Source organism: Jiangella mangrovi, from assembly GCF_014204975.1.
Lineage (GTDB): Bacteria > Actinomycetota > Actinomycetes > Jiangellales > Jiangellaceae > Jiangella > Jiangella mangrovi.
The window spans coordinates 4,178,731-4,197,195 of sequence record NZ_JACHMM010000001.1 but is presented as its reverse complement, the minus strand read 5'-3'; the positions used below and the strand labels follow the sequence as shown (position 1 = coordinate 4,197,195).

Annotated in this window: 20 protein-coding genes; 7 read left to right on the top strand and 13 right to left on the bottom strand. The window is 72.7% G+C overall.

Annotation, left to right across the window (positions count from 1 at the left end; translation table 11 throughout):
* Window position 1 precedes the first annotated feature (1 nt).
* Window positions 2-421, bottom strand: a complete 420-nt coding sequence (locus HD601_RS19520) for a YciI family protein (RefSeq protein WP_184824653.1) — start codon at window positions 419-421, stop codon at window positions 2-4.
* Window positions 418-1,098, bottom strand: a complete 681-nt coding sequence (locus tag HD601_RS19515; RefSeq protein WP_184824651.1) for a DUF998 domain-containing protein — start codon at window positions 1,096-1,098, stop codon at window positions 418-420. The genes HD601_RS19520 and HD601_RS19515 overlap by 4 nt, the downstream gene beginning before the upstream one ends.
* A 119-nt stretch (window positions 1,099-1,217) precedes the next feature.
* Here HD601_RS19515 and HD601_RS19510 point away from each other — a divergent pair, with 119 nt between their 5' ends.
* The 4 genes from HD601_RS19510 to HD601_RS19495 all read left to right on the top strand — a co-directional run bounded on the left by HD601_RS19510 (window position 1,218) and on the right by HD601_RS19495 (window position 3,331).
* Window positions 1,218-1,715 (top strand): hypothetical protein, encoded by a 498-nt coding sequence (locus tag HD601_RS19510; protein ID WP_184824649.1) that lies wholly within the window; start codon window positions 1,218-1,220, stop codon window positions 1,713-1,715.
* Window positions 1,716-1,755: 40 nt separating this feature from the next.
* The gene (locus HD601_RS19505; RefSeq protein ID WP_184824647.1) at window positions 1,756-2,208 is read left to right on the top strand and encodes an SRPBCC family protein; all 453 of its coding nucleotides are present in this window, start codon (window positions 1,756-1,758) and stop codon (window positions 2,206-2,208) included.
* Window positions 2,205-2,552 carry an ArsR/SmtB family transcription factor gene (locus HD601_RS19500; RefSeq protein WP_184824645.1) on the top strand — a complete coding sequence of 116 codons (348 nt, stop codon included), beginning with the start codon at window positions 2,205-2,207 and terminating at the stop codon, window positions 2,550-2,552. Before HD601_RS19505 ends, HD601_RS19500 begins: the two co-directional genes overlap by 4 nt.
* Before the next feature lie 113 nt (window positions 2,553-2,665).
* Complete coding sequence (locus HD601_RS19495; RefSeq protein ID WP_184824643.1) at window positions 2,666-3,331, top strand: pyridoxamine 5'-phosphate oxidase family protein; 666 nt, start codon at window positions 2,666-2,668, stop codon at window positions 3,329-3,331.
* Between the two features lie 85 nt (window positions 3,332-3,416).
* Here HD601_RS19495 and HD601_RS19490 read toward each other — a convergent pair whose 3' ends face one another.
* Window positions 3,417-4,448 carry a TetR/AcrR family transcriptional regulator gene (locus tag HD601_RS19490; protein WP_184824641.1) on the bottom strand — a complete coding sequence of 344 codons (1,032 nt, stop codon included), beginning with the start codon at window positions 4,446-4,448 and terminating at the stop codon, window positions 3,417-3,419.
* A gap of 79 nt (window positions 4,449-4,527) precedes the next feature.
* Here HD601_RS19490 and clpX point away from each other — a divergent pair, with 79 nt between their 5' ends.
* A complete protein-coding gene (gene clpX, locus HD601_RS19485; RefSeq protein ID WP_184824639.1) occupies window positions 4,528-5,775 on the top strand; it encodes an ATP-dependent Clp protease ATP-binding subunit ClpX in 1,248 nt (415 codons plus the stop codon).
* Here the strand turns inward: clpX and HD601_RS19480 are convergent.
* The 6 genes from HD601_RS19480 to HD601_RS19455 are packed head-to-tail and all read right to left on the bottom strand — an operon-like array spanning window position 5,696 to window position 11,274.
* Window positions 5,696-6,643, bottom strand: a complete 948-nt coding sequence (locus tag HD601_RS19480) for a 5-oxoprolinase subunit C family protein (protein WP_221441122.1) — start codon at window positions 6,641-6,643, stop codon at window positions 5,696-5,698. The two genes, clpX and HD601_RS19480, sit on opposite strands and share 80 nt — an antisense overlap.
* Before the next feature lie 10 nt (window positions 6,644-6,653).
* Entirely contained in the window at window positions 6,654-7,358 is a 705-nt protein-coding gene (locus HD601_RS19475) for an ABC transporter ATP-binding protein (protein ID WP_184824637.1), read from the bottom strand.
* Window positions 7,358-8,074 (bottom strand): ABC transporter ATP-binding protein, encoded by a 717-nt coding sequence (locus HD601_RS19470; protein WP_184824635.1) that lies wholly within the window; start codon window positions 8,072-8,074, stop codon window positions 7,358-7,360. The genes HD601_RS19475 and HD601_RS19470 overlap by 1 nt, the downstream gene beginning before the upstream one ends.
* Window positions 8,071-9,129: a branched-chain amino acid ABC transporter permease gene (locus tag HD601_RS19465; protein WP_184824633.1), complete on the bottom strand. Its 1,059-nt coding sequence runs from the start codon at window positions 9,127-9,129 to the stop codon at window positions 8,071-8,073. Before HD601_RS19465 ends, HD601_RS19470 begins: the two co-directional genes overlap by 4 nt.
* Window positions 9,126-9,986 carry an ABC transporter permease subunit gene (locus tag HD601_RS19460; protein WP_184824631.1) on the bottom strand — a complete coding sequence of 287 codons (861 nt, stop codon included), beginning with the start codon at window positions 9,984-9,986 and terminating at the stop codon, window positions 9,126-9,128. Before HD601_RS19460 ends, HD601_RS19465 begins: the two co-directional genes overlap by 4 nt.
* 1 nt (window position 9,987) lies before the next feature.
* Entirely contained in the window at window positions 9,988-11,274 is a 1,287-nt protein-coding gene (locus tag HD601_RS19455) for an ABC transporter substrate-binding protein (protein WP_184824629.1), read from the bottom strand.
* 151 nt (window positions 11,275-11,425) lie between these two features.
* Between HD601_RS19455 and HD601_RS19450 the strand changes: the two genes are divergently transcribed.
* Both HD601_RS19450 and HD601_RS35880 read left to right on the top strand, forming a co-directional pair.
* The gene (locus tag HD601_RS19450; protein ID WP_184824627.1) at window positions 11,426-12,157 is read left to right on the top strand and encodes a GntR family transcriptional regulator; all 732 of its coding nucleotides are present in this window, start codon (window positions 11,426-11,428) and stop codon (window positions 12,155-12,157) included.
* A 345-nt stretch (window positions 12,158-12,502) separates the two neighbouring features.
* Window positions 12,503-14,800, top strand: a complete 2,298-nt coding sequence (locus HD601_RS35880; protein WP_184824625.1) for a DUF2891 family protein — start codon at window positions 12,503-12,505, stop codon at window positions 14,798-14,800.
* A 74-nt stretch (window positions 14,801-14,874) separates the two neighbouring features.
* Here the strand turns inward: HD601_RS35880 and HD601_RS19440 are convergent, their stop codons facing one another.
* From HD601_RS19440 to HD601_RS35875, 4 genes are all read right to left on the bottom strand, one after another.
* A complete protein-coding gene (locus HD601_RS19440; protein ID WP_184824623.1) occupies window positions 14,875-15,636 on the bottom strand; it encodes a 5-oxoprolinase subunit PxpA in 762 nt (253 codons plus the stop codon).
* Window positions 15,633-16,274, bottom strand: a complete 642-nt coding sequence (locus HD601_RS19435) for a 5-oxoprolinase subunit B family protein (protein WP_221441121.1) — start codon at window positions 16,272-16,274, stop codon at window positions 15,633-15,635. Before HD601_RS19435 ends, HD601_RS19440 begins: the two co-directional genes overlap by 4 nt.
* A 99-nt stretch (window positions 16,275-16,373) precedes the next feature.
* Complete coding sequence (locus tag HD601_RS19430; protein WP_184824621.1) at window positions 16,374-17,213, bottom strand: metalloregulator ArsR/SmtB family transcription factor; 840 nt, start codon at window positions 17,211-17,213, stop codon at window positions 16,374-16,376.
* Window positions 17,214-17,291: 78 nt separating this feature from the next.
* Complete coding sequence (locus HD601_RS35875; RefSeq protein ID WP_184824619.1) at window positions 17,292-18,446, bottom strand: DUF4232 domain-containing protein; 1,155 nt, start codon at window positions 18,444-18,446, stop codon at window positions 17,292-17,294.
* Window positions 18,447-18,465 lie beyond the last annotated feature (19 nt).

The following is an 18,465-nucleotide window of genomic DNA, read 5'->3' as shown; positions in this document are numbered from 1 at the left end:
GTCAGAGCTCCGGTCCGCCGCTGTACTCGTCGATCGGCCGGATGTCGGCGACGGCGTCGGCCCAGATGCCGCCCGGGCTGGGGCAGGCCGCCAGCCGGGCCGCGATCTCGGTGGCGCGGTCGAAGCTCGCGACCTCGACCAGCCAGTAACCCGCCAGCACCTCCTGCGTCTCGGCGTACGGGCCCTCGGTGACGACGGGGACGCCGGCCTGCAGCTGGACCCGGCGCGTGTGCACGGGTGCGGCCAGCCCCTTGGTGTCGACCAGCTCGCCGGACTCCGCCAGCTCGGTGGTGAACTCCTGCATGAACTGGTGCATGGGCGCGAAGTCCTCGGGCGTCAGCGTCGGGCCCGCGCCGTCCCCCGCCCCTGTCATCAGGTCGTAGTCGCGCTGCGTGCCGTAGGTCAGGATCAGGTACTTCATCGTGCACTCCTCTCGGACGGCGTCACCGGCGTCTCCGGCGACGCGACCCGGGCCCGCGCGTGCGCCGCCACGGCGGCGACGAACGCGTACAGGATGGCCGATGCGGCGACCAGCCGCAGGCTCAACCCGTCGGGCGACGGGTAGATCAGGACGGCCCCGGCCGCGACGGCGGCGAGGACGCACGCGCGGGCGGCGCGCGTGTCGTGCCGGTCGCCGGCCCGGCGGAAGGCGCGCGCGTAGACGATCGTGGCGGCGATGCCGCTGACCATCGCGATCCCGGCGCCGGCGCTGTGCAGCATGCCGGTGACGGTGATCTCCTCCGGCGCTCCTGGCGGCGCGCCGGCCGGGAAACCGGCGCCGGGGTCGGTGACGAAGACGCCGCCCAGGATCAGCCCGAGCCCCAGCAGAGCGACCAGCCGCGGGCCCCAGCGGGTCCCCGGCACCTCCGCGCGGTGCAGGCCGGCGGCACAGGCGGCGAACAGGACGCCGGTGACGACGAAGTTCGAGATCTGCACCCAGCCGCCCTCGCCGAGCGACAGCAGGCTGAGGGTGTGCTTGCGCGGGTCGAACCCGTCGCGCACCAGGACCTGGACCAGCCAGGTCGTGAGGAACAGCGGGCCGGCGACGAGGCCGGCGGTCAGCAGGGCCTTCGTGGTGACCGGTGCCGGGATCTTCATGGTGTTCTCCTCTCTCCGACCGGGACGTCGGCGCCGGGCACCGGAACCGGACACGGTGTTCTCCGATTGCTCGTCCGCAGGTCACCCGGGGCTTCATCCGGCGGTGGTGGAGTCGTGCCATGACCCACGACGCGGGGCTGGGACGCGTGCTCGTGCGGCACGAGGAGCGCAACGGCTGGCGGCTGCTGCTGGGCGCCGTCGTGGCCGGGGGAGGCGTGCTGTCCGCCGTCGAGGCCATGACGAGCTCCGACGGCGGCATCGCGCGCGCCGTCTACTGGGTGGTCGCGGCGTTGCTGGCGTGGTCCGGCGGGCGGCTGCTGCTGCGGGCGCTGCGGGCCGGGACCGGCGAGTACGTCGAGGTGCGCGAGCACGGCCTGGTGCACGCGACGGCGGCCGGAGCCGTGTCGTGGAGGTGGGACGCGTTCGCGTCGGTCCGCGTGGGCCACCACACCGACACCTTCGTGCTGCGCTGCGTCATCCGGATCCGGTTCGCCGACGGGTCCCGGCGCGACCTGAGCCTGTGGGGGCGGCGGACCCATGAGGTGGGCCGGCTGATCGCCGCCGGCTGCCGCCGTCACGGCCGCAAGGTGGTCGAGCGCGACGTGTCCTCGTTCTGATAGCCTGAATCGCAACCAAATGTTGCGGAAGGACTCGGGCATGGAGTACGGGACGCTGGAGCGGCAGATCCACATCGAGGCATCGCCCGAGGTGGTCTTCGAGGTCGTGAGCCGGCCGGAGCACCTCAAGGAATGGTGGTCCGACGACGCCTCCCTCGGCGAGGCCGCGCCCGGCGTGGTCGGCGAGCTGGTCTGGGGCGACCGTGAGCACGTCGCCACCGTGACCGTCGTCGAGGCCGACCCGCCGCACCGCTTCTCCTTCCGCTGGGTGGCGCCCGAGGGCGAGCCGGCCGCGGCGGGCAACTCGCTGCTGGTGACGTTCGACCTCTCGCCGTCGCGCGGCGGGACCCTGCTGCGGCTCACCGAGACCGGCTTCCGCGAGAAGGGCTGGGAGGTCGCGGTCCTCGAAGAGGCCTACCGCGAGCACGAGGTCGGCTGGGACACCTTCCTGCCGCGGCTGGCCGCGTACGCGCCCACGCTGGTCGCTCGATGAGCACCGCGGTCGACGACGAGCTGTGGTCGGCGGTCGGCGACCCCACCCGCCGGCGCATGCTCGACCTGCTGCTCTCCGAGGGCTCCGGCACGGCGACGAGCCTGAGCGCACACCTGCCGGTCACGCGGCAGGCGGTCGCCAAGCACCTGGGCGTCCTCGACCGCGTCGGCCTGGTCCATGCGACGCCGTCGGGCCGCGAGCGCGTCTACCGGGTCGACGAAGCGCAGCTCGCCCGTGCGGTCGCGCAGCTGTCCGCCGTCGGCGCCACCTGGGACGCCCGGCTGCGGCGGATCAAGCGCATCGCCGAGGCGATCGAGCGGCAGCGGAGCGCCCCGCCGGCGTGACCTCACTCACGCCGTGACCGAATTGTGGCATTCCTGTAGTGAAGATCGTGATGTTTACGCGATCATGGTGGGTCATACGCACCCGGGGGCGGGGGACGTGGAGGTACACACCGATGGATCATGCCGCGGATCATGCTGGGCAGGGACGTCCGGGATCGGCCGGTGAGCACGCACTGCAGGAGGCCAACGGCAGCCGCGAAAGGGCTGACCGGTTCTACCGCGAGCAGATGTCAGACCACCTCAACGGGCACATGCGCGAGTTCGTCGGACGCATGGAGATGATGTTCGTCGGCTCGGCCGACGGCGGCGGCGAGTGCGACGTCACCTTCCGGGCGGGGCCGCCCGGGTTCGTGCGGGTGCTCGACCCGCGCACCATCGCCTGGCCCGAGTACCGCGGCAACGGCGTCATGGCCAGCGCCGGCAACATCCTCGAGAACGCCCACGTCGGGCTGCTGTTCATGGACTTCGTGCGCGACCTCGTCGGCCTGCACGTCAACGGCGCCGCCGCACTGCTGTCGCCGTCGGAGTTCGCCGAGCGCCACCCCGAGGAGCCGCTCGACGGCGACGTGCCGGGCCGGCGCCCCGAGCGCTGGGTCGCCGTCCACGTCGACGAGGCCTACATCCACTGCTCCAAGCACGTCCCGCGGCTGATGCCGGTGCCGCGGAACCGCGAGTGGGGCACCGACGACCGCCGCGCCAAGGGTGGCGACGCCTTCGGCGTCGCGGCCGAGCGCGGGTTGGGCGTCTACGCCAAGAGGGCGCAGCGCCAGGCCTCCTGAGGCGCGCCCGGCCGGCGTGTCGGCGCCGGGCCGGGATGAACCGATCGCGCATGTAGACGCTGATGCCAACAGTTGGCGCGAGTGTCTACATGCCGATGTCGGACACTCGCGGAGTCACGTCAGCGGCGGCTGCGGCGTGGCCGGCGCCGCGGCCCGACGCGCGGGCGACGATCCGGCCGCCGGTGATCCGGACGGCCGCCTCGGTGTCGTCGTCGACGACGGTGAGGCCGGCGGCAGCGGCCAGCTCGTCGGCGGTGGGGCCGAGGAGCAGCCGGAGCGGCGGCCGGGCCGGGGCAGGGACCGTGCGGGCCAGCGTGCCACGCAGCCGGGCGAGGACGAGCCGGGCCAGCGGCAGCAGGTCGTCCGGGTCGCCGGTGACGATCCCGATCGTGACGTCCGCGCCGGCGGGGGCGGTGCGGACGGATTCCTCGGCGGCCTCGAGCCGGTGCAGTCCGAGCACGTGGACGACGCCGTCGCCGGCGGCCGGGGGCAGGCCGGGCGGCCACGGCTCGTCCACGACGGCGGCGGGGGAGACGTGCCCGAGGTACGGGGGTGGCCAGCCGTGGTCGGGCGGCAGGTCGGCGAGCAGTTCGCAGGCCGCGACCACGTCGAACGGGTCGGGGAAGCCCGGCGCCGTCGCCCCGAGGCGGTGCGCCCCGGCCAGCAGCGTGAGCGCCGTCGCCGCCGCCCGCACGCCGCGGCCCGGCCGGCCGAGCCGCTCCAGCGCGAGGCCCAGTACCAGCGACTCCAGCGTCAGCAGCTGGGCGTACGCCTCGCGCGACGCGTCGTCGTCCAGCACCTCGGCCGCGAGGTCGGTCCCGAGCCGCACCCGGGCGATCGCCGCGAGCGCCTCCCGTGCCGATGACACGTCCGCGGCGGCCGCCGTCGCCGGCTCGCCCGCCTCCGCCGCCTCGGCGTCCGCCGCCAGCACCGACAGGTACAGGGCGCGCTTGCCGGGGAAGTTCGAGTACACGGCGCCGCGGCTCGCTCCGGCGCGCTCGGCGATGCCGTCGATCCGCGCGTCGCGGTAGCCGTGAGCGGCGAACTCGGCACGGGCCGCCGCCAACACGCCGGACCGGGTCCGCTCCTGGGTCTGCGCCCGCGTGAGCCGTACCATCAACCCTCCCGTTGCCCCGGTTCGGGAACCAAGATACCGTCACCATCCAGATGGTCAGAACATCTGAAATGTGGGCTGAATGTTGATGACGTGCGCCTTCTGCGGCAAGACCCAGAAGCAGGTGACGAGGCTGATCGCCGGGCCTGGGCGGATCTGCATCTGCGACGAGTGCGTCGGGCTCTGCAACGAGCTGATGGCCGAGGAGTTCGAGGACGACGCCGTCGCCGGCCTGGTCGACCCGCCGAAGCCCCGCGAGATCCACGAGTTCCTCGACCGCTACGTGGTCGGCCAGGATGCCGCGAAGAAGTCGCTCGCGGTCGCGGTCTACAACCACTACAAGCGGGTCCGCGCTCCCGCGTCCGACGTCGCCGTGTCGAAGTCGAACATCTTGCTCATCGGCCCGACGGGGTGCGGCAAGACCTACCTGGCGCAGACGCTGGCGAAGATGCTGAACGTGCCGTTCGCCATCGCCGACGCCACCGCGCTGACCGAGGCCGGGTATGTGGGTGAGGATGTCGAGAACATCCTGCTGAAGCTGATCCAGGCCGCGGACTACGACGTGAAGAAGGCCGAGACCGGCATCATCTACATCGACGAGGTCGACAAGATCGCCCGTAAGAGCGAGAACCCGTCGATCACGCGGGACGTGTCCGGCGAGGGTGTGCAGCAGGCGCTGCTGAAGATCCTCGAGGGCACCGTCGCCAGCGTCCCGCCGCAGGGCGGGCGCAAGCACCCCGGCCAGGAGTTCATCCAGATCGACACGTCGAACGTCCTGTTCATCGTCGCCGGGGCGTTCGCCGGGCTCGAGGACGTCATCCGCTCGCGCACCGGCCGCCGCGGCCTCGGCTTCGCCGCCGACGCACCCGTCGCGGTGGACACGGCCGCGGCCGCGGACCCGTTCCGCGACGTCATGCCGGAGGATCTGCTGAAGTTCGGGCTGATCCCGGAGTTCATCGGCCGGTTGGCGGTCATCACGACGGTGTCGCCGCTGGACCGGGCGGCGCTGATCCGGATCCTGTCCGAGCCGCGCAACGCGCTGGTGAAGCAGTACATGCGGTTGTTCGAGCTGGACCATGTGGAGTTGGAGTTCACCGACGACGCGATCGAGGCGGTCGCGGACCTGGCGCTGCTGCGCGGCACGGGCGCGCGCGGGTTGCGGGCCATTCTCGAAGAGGTGCTGCTGCACGTGATGTACGAGGTGCCCTCGCGCGACGATGTCGCCCGGGTGGTCATCACGCGTGACGTGGTCAACGAGAACGTCCTGCCGACGCTGCTGCCGCGGGGTCGCCAGGCCGGGCGCCGGCAGCGGGGCGAGAAGTCGGCCTGAACCGCACCTCGTCGCCGGGCCGCAGCTGGGCGGCGAGCGGCAGGTCCGCCGTCACCACCACGCCGACGACGGGGTAGCCGCCGGTCACCGGGTGGTCGGCCAGGAACAGCACCGGGCGCCCGCTCGGCGGGACCTGCAGCGCCCCGGTGACCATGCCCTCGGGTGGCAGCTCGCCCAGCCCCGGCGCGGCCGGCTCCAGCGGCGCCCCGGCCAGCCGGAGCCCGACCCGGTCGCTCTCGGCCGTCACCTCGTACGCCGTCCCGAACAACGTGTCCAGCGCGTCCGGGGCGAACCGGTCCGATCGCGGCCCCGGCACCACCCGCAGCGTCGCCCCGTCGCCGGGTGCCGCGACGGGGGCGACGTCGACGCACGGCTCGCCGTCGTGGTCGGCGCCGACGGGCAGCAGGTCCCCCGCACGCAGCGGCGGCGGGCCGATGCGGGCCAGCGAGTCCCACGACCGCGAGCCCAGCACCGGCGGCACGTCGATCCCGCCGCGCACCGCCAGGTACGACCGCAGCCCGCGCGCCGGCCGGCCGACCCGCAGCACCTCGCCGGCCCGGACCGAGAACGGCGCGTTGAAGGCCGCGCCGCGGCTGCCGACGCCCACGTCCGCCGGCGCCCCCGTCAGCGCCACCGTCGCCGCCCGCCGGAACAGCAGCACCAGCCCGCCCAGCACGAACTCGACGGCCGCCGCGCCCTCGACGTTGCCGACCAGCCGGTTCGCCAGCCGCAAGCTGTCGCCGTCGGCCGCCCCCGATGACCCGACGCCCATGGCCGCCAGCCCCGGCCGGCCGAGGTCCTCGACGAGGGCGAGGATGCCCGGCTGGAGGACCTCGACGACCGGACGCGGTTCGGATGGCAGGATCAACGCAGCGGCTCTAGAGACCCAGGTACGACTTCTTGACCTCGGCCGACCCCGCTAGCTCGGCGGCCGGGCCGGACATCACGATCGAGCCGGTCTGCAGCACGTAGGCGCGGTCGGCCAGGTTCAGCGCCGCCCGCAGGTTCTGCTCGACCAGCAGGATCGTCGTGCCCTGACGGCGGATCTCGCCCAGCACGCCGAAGATCAGTTGGGTGTACTTGGGCGAGATGCCGAGCGAGGGCTCGTCGAGCATGAGCAGCCGCGGCCGCATCATCAGCGCCCGGCCCAGCGCGACCATCTGCTGCTCGCCGCCGGAGAGCGTGCCGGCCCGCTGGCCCGAGCGCTCGGCCAGCACGGGGAAGAGCTCGTAGACGCGGTCGAGCGCGCCGGCCCTGGCGGCGGCGTCGCGCTCGAGGTACGCGCCGAGCATGAGGTTCTGCAGCACCGTCTGGTGGGCGAAGAGCCGCCGGCCCTCGGGGACCAGCGAGATGCCGCGCCGGGACACCTGGTGCGGGGGCATGGCGGCGAGGTCGGTGCCCAGGAAGTCTATGCGCCCGCGCACCGGTCGGTGCAGGCCGCTGACCGCCGCGAGCAGCGACGTCTTGCCGGCGCCGTTGGCACCCACCAGGGCGACCATCTCGCCCTCGCCGACCGTGAGGTCGACGCCGCGCAGGGCGACCGCGCCGCCGTAGTCGAGGTCGAGCCCGCTGACGCTCAGCATCAGACCGCCTCGCCCAGGTAGGCGTCGACCACCGCGGCATCGCGGACCACGTCGTGCGGGGCACCCTCGAACAGCTTCTGGCCGTGATGCAGGACGACCACGCGATCGCACAGGGGCATGATGATCTCCATGACGTGTTCCACCATGACTACCGTAACGTCGTCACGGCGGAGTGAACGGACGATCTCCACAGCTTCGTTGGCCTCGGTCGGCGTGAGGCCCGAGAGCACCTCGTCGAGCAGCAGCAGCTTGGGCCGGATCGCCAGCGCGCGGGCCATCTCGAGCCGTTTCTTCCCGGCCGCGGTCAGCGACGACGCCTGGGTGTGGGCGACCGGGCCGAGGCCGAGCCGCTCCAGCACCTCGTCCGCCGCCCGGCGGGCCTCGCGCGTCGACCGGTGCCGCACCAGCGCCGCGGTCGCGACGTTCTCGGCGACGGTCATCGACGAGAACACCCGCATCAGCTGGAACGTGCGCCCGACCCCGGCCCGCGCGGCCTGGTGCGGGCTCCAGCCGGTGACGTCGCGGCCGGCGAAGACCAGCTTCCCCGACGTCGGCTGCTGCGCCCCGGCGATCATGGAGAACAGCGTGCTCTTACCGGCGCCGTTGGGGCCGATCAGGCCGACGATGCTGTGGTCGGGCACCTCGAACGAGATGTCGCGGTTGGCCCACAGCCCGCCGAACCGGCAGGACAGCTCGTGGATCTCGAGAATGCTCATGCCGTGGCCTCCCCGGTGTCGCCGGTCCGGCGGCGGGCGAGCCGGCGGCCCACCGCGTCGCGCACCCGCTGGACGATCGCGAGCAGGCCGCCCGGCTCGGTGACGGAGATGATGACGATCAGCGCGCCGTAGATGAGCAGGTCGACGGTGCGCCCGGTGCCGGAGAACTCCGCCCGGGTGTAGTCCTGCACCATCACCAGGACCCAGGCGCCGATCAGCGGCCCCCAGAACCGGCCGATGCCGCCGAGCACCGCCATCAGCGCGAACGACACCGACAGATCCAGGCCCAGACCCGACGGTGGATCGACGAACAGCACGTACAGGACGTAGAACGAGCCGGCCAGCCCCGTGACGGCGCCGGACAGCGCCGCCGCGGCCAGCTTGAAGCTCTGCACCGGCACGCCGACGGCCGCGGCCGCCACCTGGTCGTCGCGGATCGCCCGGACGTAGCTGCCCGCCCGGCCGCGCAGGAACAGCCAGATCGCCAGCGCCGCCAGGAGATAGAGCCCGAGCACCACGTAGTAGTACGGCCGCTTGTCCTGCAGCGAGAACTGCAGGTTGGCCAGCGACTGCTCGGTGATCGGCAGCTCCAGCCCGTTGGCCCGGCCGAGGCCGTCGAGGTTGGTGACGAGCACGAACGCGATCTCGGCGAACGCGATGGTGGCGATGGAGAAGTAGTGGTGGCGCAGCCGGAAGCACGGCAGACCGACCAACGCCGCCATCAGGCCGGCCAGCGGGATCGAGACCGCGATCGCCACCCAGGGCGACCACCCGGCCCGGACCAGCACCGCCGTCGTGTAGGCGCCGGTGCCGAAGAACAGCGCGTGGCCGAACGACACCTGCCCGGCGTAGCCGCCGAGCACGTTCCACCCCGACGCCGCGATCGCGTACGTCAGGGCGAGCACGCCGATGTTCTGCGCGGCCGGGCTGGTGAACACCAGCGGGTACAGCACCAGCGCGGCGAGGATGGCCGCTGCGGACCACCATCCGGCCGGCGGGCGCCGCCGCGGTGCGGCCGTCGCGAGGGACGGCGGGAGAGTCGTCTGTGCGGTCATCTGGTCCCCAACAGTCCCTGTGGCCGGACGGTGACGACGAGCAGGTACAGCGCGAGCGCGGCGGCCAGCGTGTAGCTCGGGGCGTAGAGGCCGACGACGCCCTGGGCGACGCCCACCAGCAGGCCGGCGATGGCGGCGCCGTAGATGCTGCCGAAGCCGCCGAACGCCACGACGACGAACGCCATCAGCACGAACATGACGCCGGCCGTGGGCGAGGCGGAGTACCGGTTCATCAGCAGCGCGCCGGCCACCCCGGTGACCAGCCCGGCGATCACCCAGCACAGCGCGTACATCTTGCGCGGGTCGATCCCCATGAGCGAGGCCGCCGGGGCGTCCTCGCCGGCCGCCCGGATCGCGCCGCCGAGCCGGGTGCGGCTCATGAACCAGGCGATCGCCCCGGTGGTGATCAGCGCGCCGATGGCCATCGCCAGCTGCGGCCCGCCGATCACCACCCCGCCGATCTCCCAGCGCACCGAGCCCAGCAGCGGGTCGGTGACCGTCCGGGTGTCGGGCTTCCACAGGAACTGGGCCAGGCCGCGCAGGAACACCTGCAGCCCGAACGTCACCATGACCTGCGCGAGCGGCGACTTCCCGAGCACCCGCCCGACGGCGGTGAAGTACATGAACGCGCCGGTCAGGGCGATCGCCACGCCGGTGATCGGGATCGACAGCAACGGGTCCAGCCCGAGCAGCGACCACGCGAAGAACGACGTGTACATGCCGAGCATCAGCATCTCGCCGTGGGCGAAGTTGATGACGTCCATGACGCCGTAGATCAGCGTCAGGCCGACCGCGACCAGGGCGAACACCGCACCGATGAGCAGCCCGTTGACGACGGCCTGGATCAGGTCCGTCACGTCACTGCCCGTTCATCGGCCAGGTCGGCTCCACGGTCGCGAACTCCTCCGGGAAGATGACCCGGTACTCGCCGTCGACCAGCTGCTCGACGACCCCGCGCGCGCCGGTGTTCTGGCCGGTGTCGTCGAAGCTGATCCCGGTCCACGGCATGATCGTCTCCTCGGCCGGGACGTCGAGTTCGCGCAGGGCGTCGCGGATGGCCCCCGGCTCCGTCGACCCGGCGGCGTCGATGGCCTGCGCCAGCGCCAGCACCGCGGTGAACGAGCGGGCCGAGTTCTCCGTCATCGGCGCGTCGTACTCCGCCTCGAACATCTCCGCGACGGTGGCCGCCGCCGGCCGCTGCTGGGCGATCTCGGCCGACCACGCCGCCCGCGACGACGCCCCGTTGGCGAGGTCGCCCAGGCCGGTGACGAACGCCGGGTCGGCGAAGCCGCTGCCGTAGGCGAGCAGCGCCGCCGGGTAGTAGTCGAGCTGGTCCAGCGTCTGCATGAGCTTGATCGCGCCGTCGGTGTAGGCCAGCACGAACATCACGTCCGGGTCCTGCGAGCGGACCTGCGTGACCTGCGAGGTGAGGTCCGCCGCGGCGGGGTCGAACGGGACGTCGCCGACGACCTCGAAGCCCAGCTCCTCGGCCACCTCGGCGGTGACGGCGGCGCCGTCGTTGCCGAACTGGTCGTTGCTGTGGAAGACGCTGATCGTCTCGACCTCCTGGCCGGCGTCGCGCATCGACTGCAGGTACTCGAACATCGTGCGGGCGAACGTCTCGTCGTTCGGGCCGGTGCGGAAGAACCACTCGAAGCCGCGGTCGGTGAGCGCCACCGACGACGACGCGCCGTTGACGAACGGGATGCCCAGGCGCTCGGCCCGCTGGCTCGCGGTGAGCGTGACGCCGGACTGGTACGAGCCGAGGATGCTGACCACGCCCTCGCTGGTGACCAGACGGTCGACCTCGCTGGCGCCCACTTCGGGGTCGCCCTGGGTGTCGCCGGTGATCAGTTCGAGCTGGGCGCCGTCGAGGCCCGGCAGGCCCGCCTCTGCCGCCAGGGGGAGTTCCAGGTCGGGATACTCGCCGTTGATGATCTCGACCGCCAGCTCGGCGCCGTGCAGGACGTCGGTGCCCTGGGTGGCGTTGGCGCCGCTGAGCGGCCACAGCCCGGCGATCCGGACGTCTTCCGCGGCGCCGCCCTCGGCGGAGCCGCCCGCGCCGCCGGACGAGGAGTCCTCGCCGCAGCTCGACAGGATGGCCGCCGCCGTCACCGCCGCGACGAGGACCGTGAACTTGCGCATCGTCTGTGCCTCCAGCCGTTCTAGGGGAGAGGTGCGTCGAGCGCGGATCTCGTCGAGACCCGAAAGTGCCCGTTACTCTAGGGATTGTTCAACGATCCTTCAATAGCTGGATCCGCTTGTGAGAATGCGTAACCTTGGTGAAATGGGGACCATGGATGCATCGGCGGCGCTGACCGCGCCAGCGGACTGGATGGGCGAGCTCGCGGTCGACCGGGCGGCTCTCGGCCGGTCCAGTACTGCCCAGCGGGTGGCGGAGATCCTGCGCGCCCGGATCACCGAAGGGCTGCTGCCACCGGGGACGCGGCTGTCCGAGGACGCCATCGGCACGGCGCTCGGGGTGTCGCGCAACACCCTGCGAGAGGCGTTCCGGCTGCTCCTGCACGAGCGGCTGGCCACGCACGAGCTGGGCCGGGGGGTGTTCGTCCGGGTGCTCGACGCGACCGACGTCGCCGACCTCTACCGGGTGCGCCGGCTGCTCGAGTCCGCGGCACTGCGCAACGCGCCGCACGCCCCACCAGGCGCTATGGCCAGACTCGAGGCGGCGCTGGCCGAAGGTGCGGCCGCCGCGGCCGAGGAGCGCTGGCGCGACGTCGGCACCGCGAACATGCACGTCCACCAGGCCATCGCCGGTCTGGCCGGCAGCCCGCGCATCGACGACATCATGCGCCAGCTGCTTGCCGAGCTGCGGCTGGCCTTCCACATCATGGACGCGCCGAAGACGTTCCACGCGCCGTACCAGAAGCGGCACGGCCAGATCGCCGACCTGCTCCGCGCCGGGCAGATCGAGCTGGCCGAGCGGGCGCTGGACGAGTATCTCAACGACGCCGAGCGGCAGCTCATCGAGGCGTTCGCGCAGCTGGAGGCGGTGCAGGCCGGCCGCTGAACGCGGCTCCGACGCGAGCGAGGCCCGGGCGAGGCCCGCGGCGACCAGGTGGTCGCGGCGGGCCTCGTCGCATGTGCGCCGCCGCCGGCCCGCCCACTGTGATGTGAGACTGCACTTTTGGCCCACATGCGGGCGAAGGTATTGAAGGATTGTTCAACAACCCCTACAGTTCCGGCCATCGGGTCGTTCGCGCGCCTCTGAGGAGGAGCTGTGGCGGATCAGCTCGGCACCCCCTCTTCCGGCTCGCCGGACTCGGATCAAGGCCGGACGGCCAGCGGCGGCCGGCAGCCGTCCCGCGGCGGCGCCGGAGTGCGCGCCGCCGCTGCCACTCGAGAAGGGATGCCCGTGAACAAGACACGGCGATACCGGAGCGCGGCTTCGGTCATCGGGATCTCGGCCCTAGCTCTGGCGCTCCTCGCCGCGCCCGGCGCGACGGCGGCACCACGCTCGGCTGACTGTTACGACACGGACCTGCCGGCGACGGTGGAGGAGTCGCGGCTGACCGTTCCGACGGTGCCCGGCGCCGCGCCGGCCTCGGAGCAGTTGCTCGCGGCCGGCGGCTTCCAGCGCAACGTCGATCGGTTCGCGACCCAGCTGTGCGCCGCGCCCAACCTGCGCTCGGCCACCATGCTGGCCGAGCAGCACGGCGCGACGCTGTGGCGCAGCGCCATCCAGCGGGCCCAGGGCCCGAGCCGCCCCAGCCTCGGCTGGATCGACAGCTACGACGACCGCCCGCTCTACTGGGCGCACCTCTCGGCGACCCGGGCGCTGCGCCAGTGGGACCCCGGCTTCCCGATCTCCGACGAGGAGCGGGCCGAGCTGATCAAGGCGTTCGTCTACAACGCCCGCGGCATCGACAGCACCGACTTCCCCGAGGGTGCCGACGTCACCCGGGTGCTGGTGAGCGGTTTCGACCCGTACACGCTGCAGACCGAGCCGCGGCGGTCCAACCCGTCCGGCGTGACGGCGCTGCAGCTCGACGGGCTGCGCTACGAGACCGACGAGGGACTCATCGCGATCGAGGCGGTGACCCTGCCGGTGACGTGGAGCGGCTTCGACGCGGGCATCGTCGAGGACGCGTTCGGCCCGCACCTGCGCTCGGACAGCCCGCAGCGCGCCGACATGATCATGACGATCAGCCAGGGCGGCAGCTTCAACATCGAGCAGTGGGCCGGGCGCTGGCGCGGCGGCTCGGACGACAACAACAACGAGGGTGAGCCGGAGGTGGTCCCTGAGGTCGCCACCTGGCCGATGCCGGAGCCGGCGGAGTTCATCGAGACCACGCTTCCGCACGAGGCGATGGTGGCGGCCGGGACGACGCCGTTCGCCGTCCAGCTCAACCCGCGCATCTGCGAGGTGCTGGCCGGGCAGACCGCCCAGACCTGCCACAACAACGGCCCGACGGAGGGGTCGGCGGCGCGCTCCGGCGGCGGCGGGAACTACCTGTCCAACGAGAGCATGTACCGGTCCAACCGCGTCCGCCTGGGGCTCAGGGCCACCGACGTGCCGGGCGGGCACCTGCACACGCCGGCGCAGACGTACCCGAGCGACCGGTCCCTGCTCATCGACCCCGCCACCCAGCAGCGTCGACACGACATCGCCGACCAGGGCGTCGCGCTCGTGAAGGCCGCCGCCGAGGCCACCCAGGAGCGCAACTCCTGGGCGGGCTTCCAGGCCGACCGGGTCGAGATGATCGAGCAGCTGATCGAGCCGGTCGAGCACTGCTTCGTCCAGAACGACGCCTACGACACCAACAGCCAGATCTTCGACGGCTGTTACGACTGGCACTCGGCGGTCCACGGCGCCTACTCGCTGCAGGCGCTCTACGGCCTCACCGACGACCAGCGCTACCTGGACGTCGTCCAGTCGAAGATCACCCCGGAGTCGATCACGGCCGAGCTGGCGTACATGCGCGGGCGGATCACCAACAGCGAGAACCCGTACGGCTTCTCCTGGTACCTGGCCTTCCAGAAGGAGCGCGAGGAGACCACGGGGAACTACGACATGCGCCCGCTGGCCGACGAGGCCGTCGCCCGCATCCGGACGCTGGTGACCGGGCTGACCCCGCAGCAGATGATCGACCGGGTGCTCGTGCCCAACTACCCGAACGTGTCCTGGGCGCTGATCCACCTGAAGCTGTGGGCGGAGTACACCGGCGACGAGGAGCTGGCGGCGTTCGTGCACCAGCAGACCGAGCGGATCCTGCTCAACCCCGTGCTGGACACCCGCTGCCCGGTCTCGGCGGACACCACCCAGGACCACCGTGAGTTCTTCCCGCCGTGCCTCATGCGGATCGCCGCGGTGGCGCAGACCTGGGACGTTCCGGCCGCCACCCTGAAGGCCTGGGTGGAGGAGCGGGTCCCGTCGGACCTCTGGATCGACCCGGTGATCGCCCCGGTGCGCAACCACTCGCACGCGCTGAACTTCAGCCGGGCGTACGCGCTGTGGCACATCTACGAGGCGACCGGCAACGTCCAGCACCGGTCCAACTTCACCGACCTGATCCGCTACCAGGTCAGCCGGCCGGATCTCTGGACGCTGGAGGACTCCGAGCTGGGCTACGACGTCTCGCACTGGGTCGCGCAGTTCGGCATCCGGGCGATCATGCAGACGTTCCGCGACATCGGCGACCCGCCGCGCTGAGTGGGCTGATCGCCGTCAAGCCCCCGGGTGGCCGCGGAGACCCCGCGGCCACCCGGTGTCACGCCGTCACTGAATCAAGCGAAGGCGGCGATCGCGACGCCGTGGGCGGTCAGCACCTCGCGGACCCGGCGCACCAGCTCGACGGCGCCCGGGGTGTCGCCGTGGATGCACAGGGACCGGGCGCGCACCTTCACCGGGTCGCCCTCGATGCTCACCACCTCGCCGGTCGTGGCGAGGCGCAGGCAGCGCTCGGCCACCTCGTCGGGGTCCGTGACGACCGAGCCCGGGCGCTGCCGCGACACGAGCCGGCCGTCGGCGTGGTAGGCGCGGTCGCCGAACGCCTCGGCCGCCGTCGGCACCCCGTGGACCGAGGCGATCCGGAGCACCTCCGATCCCGGCAGCCCCAGGATCGTCAGCCGCGGGTCGTAGCTGCGGACGGCGTCGACGACGGCGCCGGCCTGGTCGGCGTCGCGGACGATGGCGTTGTAGAGCGCGCCGTGCGGCTTGACGTAGCGGACCTGGGTTCCGGTGCTGCGCGCGATGCCGTCGAGCGCGGCCAGCTGGTAGAGGACGTGGTCGGTCAGCTCGGCGGCGCTGATGCCGATGGGCCGGCGGCCGAACCCGGCGAGGTCCTGGTAGCCCACGTGCGCCCCCACCGTCACGCCGCGGGCGCCGGCCCGCTCGCACACGGTCCGCATGATCGTCGGATCGCCGGCGTGGAAGCCGCAGGCGACGTTGGCACTGCTCACGAGGTCGAGGAGGGCATCGTCGTCGCCCATCGTCCAGGCGCCGAAACCCTCGCCGAGGTCGCAGTTGAGGTCGAGGGCGTCGGTCACTCGGGTCCGCCTTCCGTGAGGTCGAGGAACCGGACCCGCGTGCCCGGCAGCAGCAGTGCCGGCGGTGTGCGGTCGAGGTCCCAGAGAACGATGTCGGTGTGGCCGACGAGCTGCCAGCCGCCCGGTGCCTGGCGCGGGTAGATGCCGGAGTAGCGGTCGGCGACGGCCACCGAGCCGGCCGGCACCCGGGTGCGCGGCGAGGTGCGCCGCGGTACCGTCAGCGCCGGGTCCATGCCGGTGAGGTAGGCGAAGCCGGGCGCGAAGCCGTTGAAGGCGACGGTGTACTCCGGCGCCGTGTGCCGCCGGACCACCTCCGCCCGGGTCAGCCCGGTGTGCGCCGCGACGTCGTCGAGGTCGGCGCCGTCGTAGCGCACACCGATCTCGACCAGCGGGCGCGGGCGGGCGGCCGCGGTGTGCGGCGGGCGGCGGACGATGTCATCGGTGAGCCGGGCCCGGGTGGTGCTGGCGGGGTCGAAGACGACGAGCAGCGTGCTGGCGGCCGGGACGAGGTCGACGACACCGGCGGGCGGCTCCTGGGTGAGGGTGGCGTGCAGGGCCAGCACGCGCTCGAGGTCGTCCAGGTCGACCAGGATCGCGGCATCGCCGCAGGGCAGGACTCGCAGGTCGTTCGCTGGCATCGTGGCCCTTCGCGCCATTCGCCGGGTCGTCCCTCTATTGAAGGATCGTTGAACGATGCCGTCAAGAGCCGGTCCGGGCGCGAAGGGGCGTCGCGACGCTCAGCCGGAGCGGCGGCGCTCCAGGAGGATGCAGTCGTGCCAGACGCCGTCGCGCTGGGCGAACTTCTCGCGCACCCCGACCGTGCGGTAGCCGGCCTGGTGGTGCAGCGACAGCCCGGCCCGGTTCACGCTGAACACCGACGTCTGCAGGGTCCAGAGCCCGGCCCGGTCGGCGGCCGTGACCTGCGTGAACAGCAGTGCCTTGCCGACGCCGCGGCCGCGGTGCGCGCGGTCGACGTACACCGACGTCTCGCCGACACCGCGGTAGCAGTCGCGCGACGACGCCTGGGCGACCGCCGTCCAGCCGACGACGGCGCCGTCGGCCTCGGCGACCCAGCGGTGCCCGGGCAGCCAGCGGGCGGCCAGCCGGGTGCTCGGCGGGACGGTGGTGTCGAACGTCGCGATGCCGGTGTCGAGGCCCTCCTGGTAGATGCGGCGTACGGCCGGCCAGTCGTCGAGGCGCAGCTCGCGGACGGTGACGCCGCCGGGGACGTCCTCGGGGTGGCGGGGGCGGGTGGCCAGCGCGCCCATGACGACGTCGGCCATGTGCGGCAGCCCGATGATGCAAGCCTCGTTGACGGTGATGCGGCTGAACGGGCCCTGCTTGTCGACGTGGACGAAGCCGACGTCGGAGAGCTTGCGGACGTGGTGGGAACAGGTCGACTGGCTGATGCCGAGCCGCTCGGTCAGCTCGCCCACGGTCCGGCCGCCCGGCGCCGTCGCGACGGCGTGCAGCAGGCGGACACGGGTGGGATCGGCCAGACAGGCGAAGGACTCGGCGAAGCGGGCGACGTCGTCGGTGGAGAGCAGATCGGTCGGGGGGAGCTCGACGGTGGTCACGTCGGACGAGCCTATTGAGCCCGATCGATCCTCGCGTGAGGTTTGCGTATCGCCGAGGTTTCCTCGGCCGGAACAGGATCAGAACTGTGTGCCGTCAGGCTGCCAGGCGGTGGACGCGACCTCGCCGCCGTCGACGATGTCGAGGTACGTCTGCGGGCCGCGGCCCTCGATGATCCCCGACGTCAGCGGCAGCTCGGTGGCCGGCGCGCCGTCCCAGGGGGCCAGGACGACCTCGTAGGTGAGGTCGGGGTTGCCGGCGGTGGGCATCGCGTTCCAGTCGACCATGGCCGCGGCCCGGGCGCCCGGCGGGACGACCAGCCGCGGCACGTCCGGTGTCAGCGTCGACGGCGTGACGGCGACCGCCAGCGGCTCCTCGGCGAGCGTGCGGAAGGTCAGCGCCGGGCGGCCCTGCAACGCGCACGGGGCGGCGCCGGTGTTCGTCGCGCCGAGGAAGAGGTACCGCGAGCCCGCCGCGGCGTCGCCACCGGTGATCTCGAGCCGCAGGTCGGCGGGGTCGCAGTCCGGCGCCGACGGGTCCGCGGGCCAGTTCGCGGGCCGGTCCGGGCTCGGGACGTACGGCGGCCGGGGCGGCACGTCGGCGATGGCGAGCGCCGCGTCGTCGTCGTCGAGGACCCGGACGACGTCGACGCCCGTGTCCTGGACGGCCGCGACGTCGGCGACCTTCGCGAGGTCCGACGCGTCGGCCACCCGCACGTCCGCCGTCTCGCCGTCGAACACCGCCTGCACGACCCCCGGCGTCGCGGCGAGGACGAACGCGGCACGGAGCTGGGCGCCGTCGTCGTCCATCGGGTAGGCACGGACGCTGATCTCCGACGCCGTCGGCGTGACCGGGTGCAGCCAGACCTCCAGCCGCGGCGCCGTCGGCTCCGGCCGGCCGTCGAGGAGGCCCTCGCGCAGGTCGTCGATCGCCTCGACGGCCCAGCCCGCGCCGTACTCGGCGCCGTGCACGACGTCGAGGCGGAGCGTCCAGCCGTCTCGCTCGGCGAGCGTGTCCGGCAGTTCGGCGTGCTCTTCGCCGTCCGGGTCCAGATACTTGACAGTGACGTCGTCGACGCCCGGGAGCGCGCGGGCGTCGGCGGCGATCACGTCCTGGGCGGGCCAGCCCTTCTGGTCGTCCTCCGTCGACGCGGTCCGGGAACCGCAGGCGGCGAGGACGAGGGTGAGGACGACGGCGATGAGGGTACGACCAGACGCGGACGAAACGGACTGCACGAGGTCCCACCCTACGTTG

Excerpts from the sequence above, each read along its gene's own strand:
- HD601_RS19500 (WP_184824645.1), top strand. The coding sequence starts at position 2,205 with ATGAGCACCGCGGTCGACGACGAGCTGTGGTCGGCGGTCGGCGACCCC.
- HD601_RS19450 (WP_184824627.1), top strand. The coding sequence starts at position 11,426 with ATGGATGCATCGGCGGCGCTGACCGCGCCAGCGGACTGGATGGGCGAG.
- HD601_RS19465 (WP_184824633.1), bottom strand. The coding sequence starts at position 9,129 with ATGACCGCACAGACGACTCTCCCGCCGTCCCTCGCGACGGCCGCACCG.
- HD601_RS19470 (WP_184824635.1), bottom strand. The coding sequence starts at position 8,074 with ATGAGCATTCTCGAGATCCACGAGCTGTCCTGCCGGTTCGGCGGGCTG.
- HD601_RS19505 (WP_184824647.1), top strand. The coding sequence starts at position 1,756 with ATGGAGTACGGGACGCTGGAGCGGCAGATCCACATCGAGGCATCGCCC.
- HD601_RS19475 (WP_184824637.1), bottom strand. The coding sequence starts at position 7,358 with ATGCTGAGCGTCAGCGGGCTCGACCTCGACTACGGCGGCGCGGTCGCC.
- clpX (WP_184824639.1), top strand. The coding sequence starts at position 4,528 with ATGTTGATGACGTGCGCCTTCTGCGGCAAGACCCAGAAGCAGGTGACG.
- HD601_RS19520 (WP_184824653.1), bottom strand. The coding sequence starts at position 421 with ATGAAGTACCTGATCCTGACCTACGGCACGCAGCGCGACTACGACCTG.
- HD601_RS19435 (WP_221441121.1), bottom strand. The coding sequence starts at position 16,274 with ATGCCAGCGAACGACCTGCGAGTCCTGCCCTGCGGCGATGCCGCGATC.
- HD601_RS19515 (WP_184824651.1), bottom strand. The coding sequence starts at position 1,098 with ATGAAGATCCCGGCACCGGTCACCACGAAGGCCCTGCTGACCGCCGGC.
- HD601_RS19510 (WP_184824649.1), top strand. The coding sequence starts at position 1,218 with ATGACCCACGACGCGGGGCTGGGACGCGTGCTCGTGCGGCACGAGGAG.
- HD601_RS19455 (WP_184824629.1), bottom strand. The coding sequence starts at position 11,274 with ATGCGCAAGTTCACGGTCCTCGTCGCGGCGGTGACGGCGGCGGCCATC.
- HD601_RS19490 (WP_184824641.1), bottom strand. The coding sequence starts at position 4,448 with ATGGTACGGCTCACGCGGGCGCAGACCCAGGAGCGGACCCGGTCCGGC.
- HD601_RS19495 (WP_184824643.1), top strand. The coding sequence starts at position 2,666 with ATGGATCATGCCGCGGATCATGCTGGGCAGGGACGTCCGGGATCGGCC.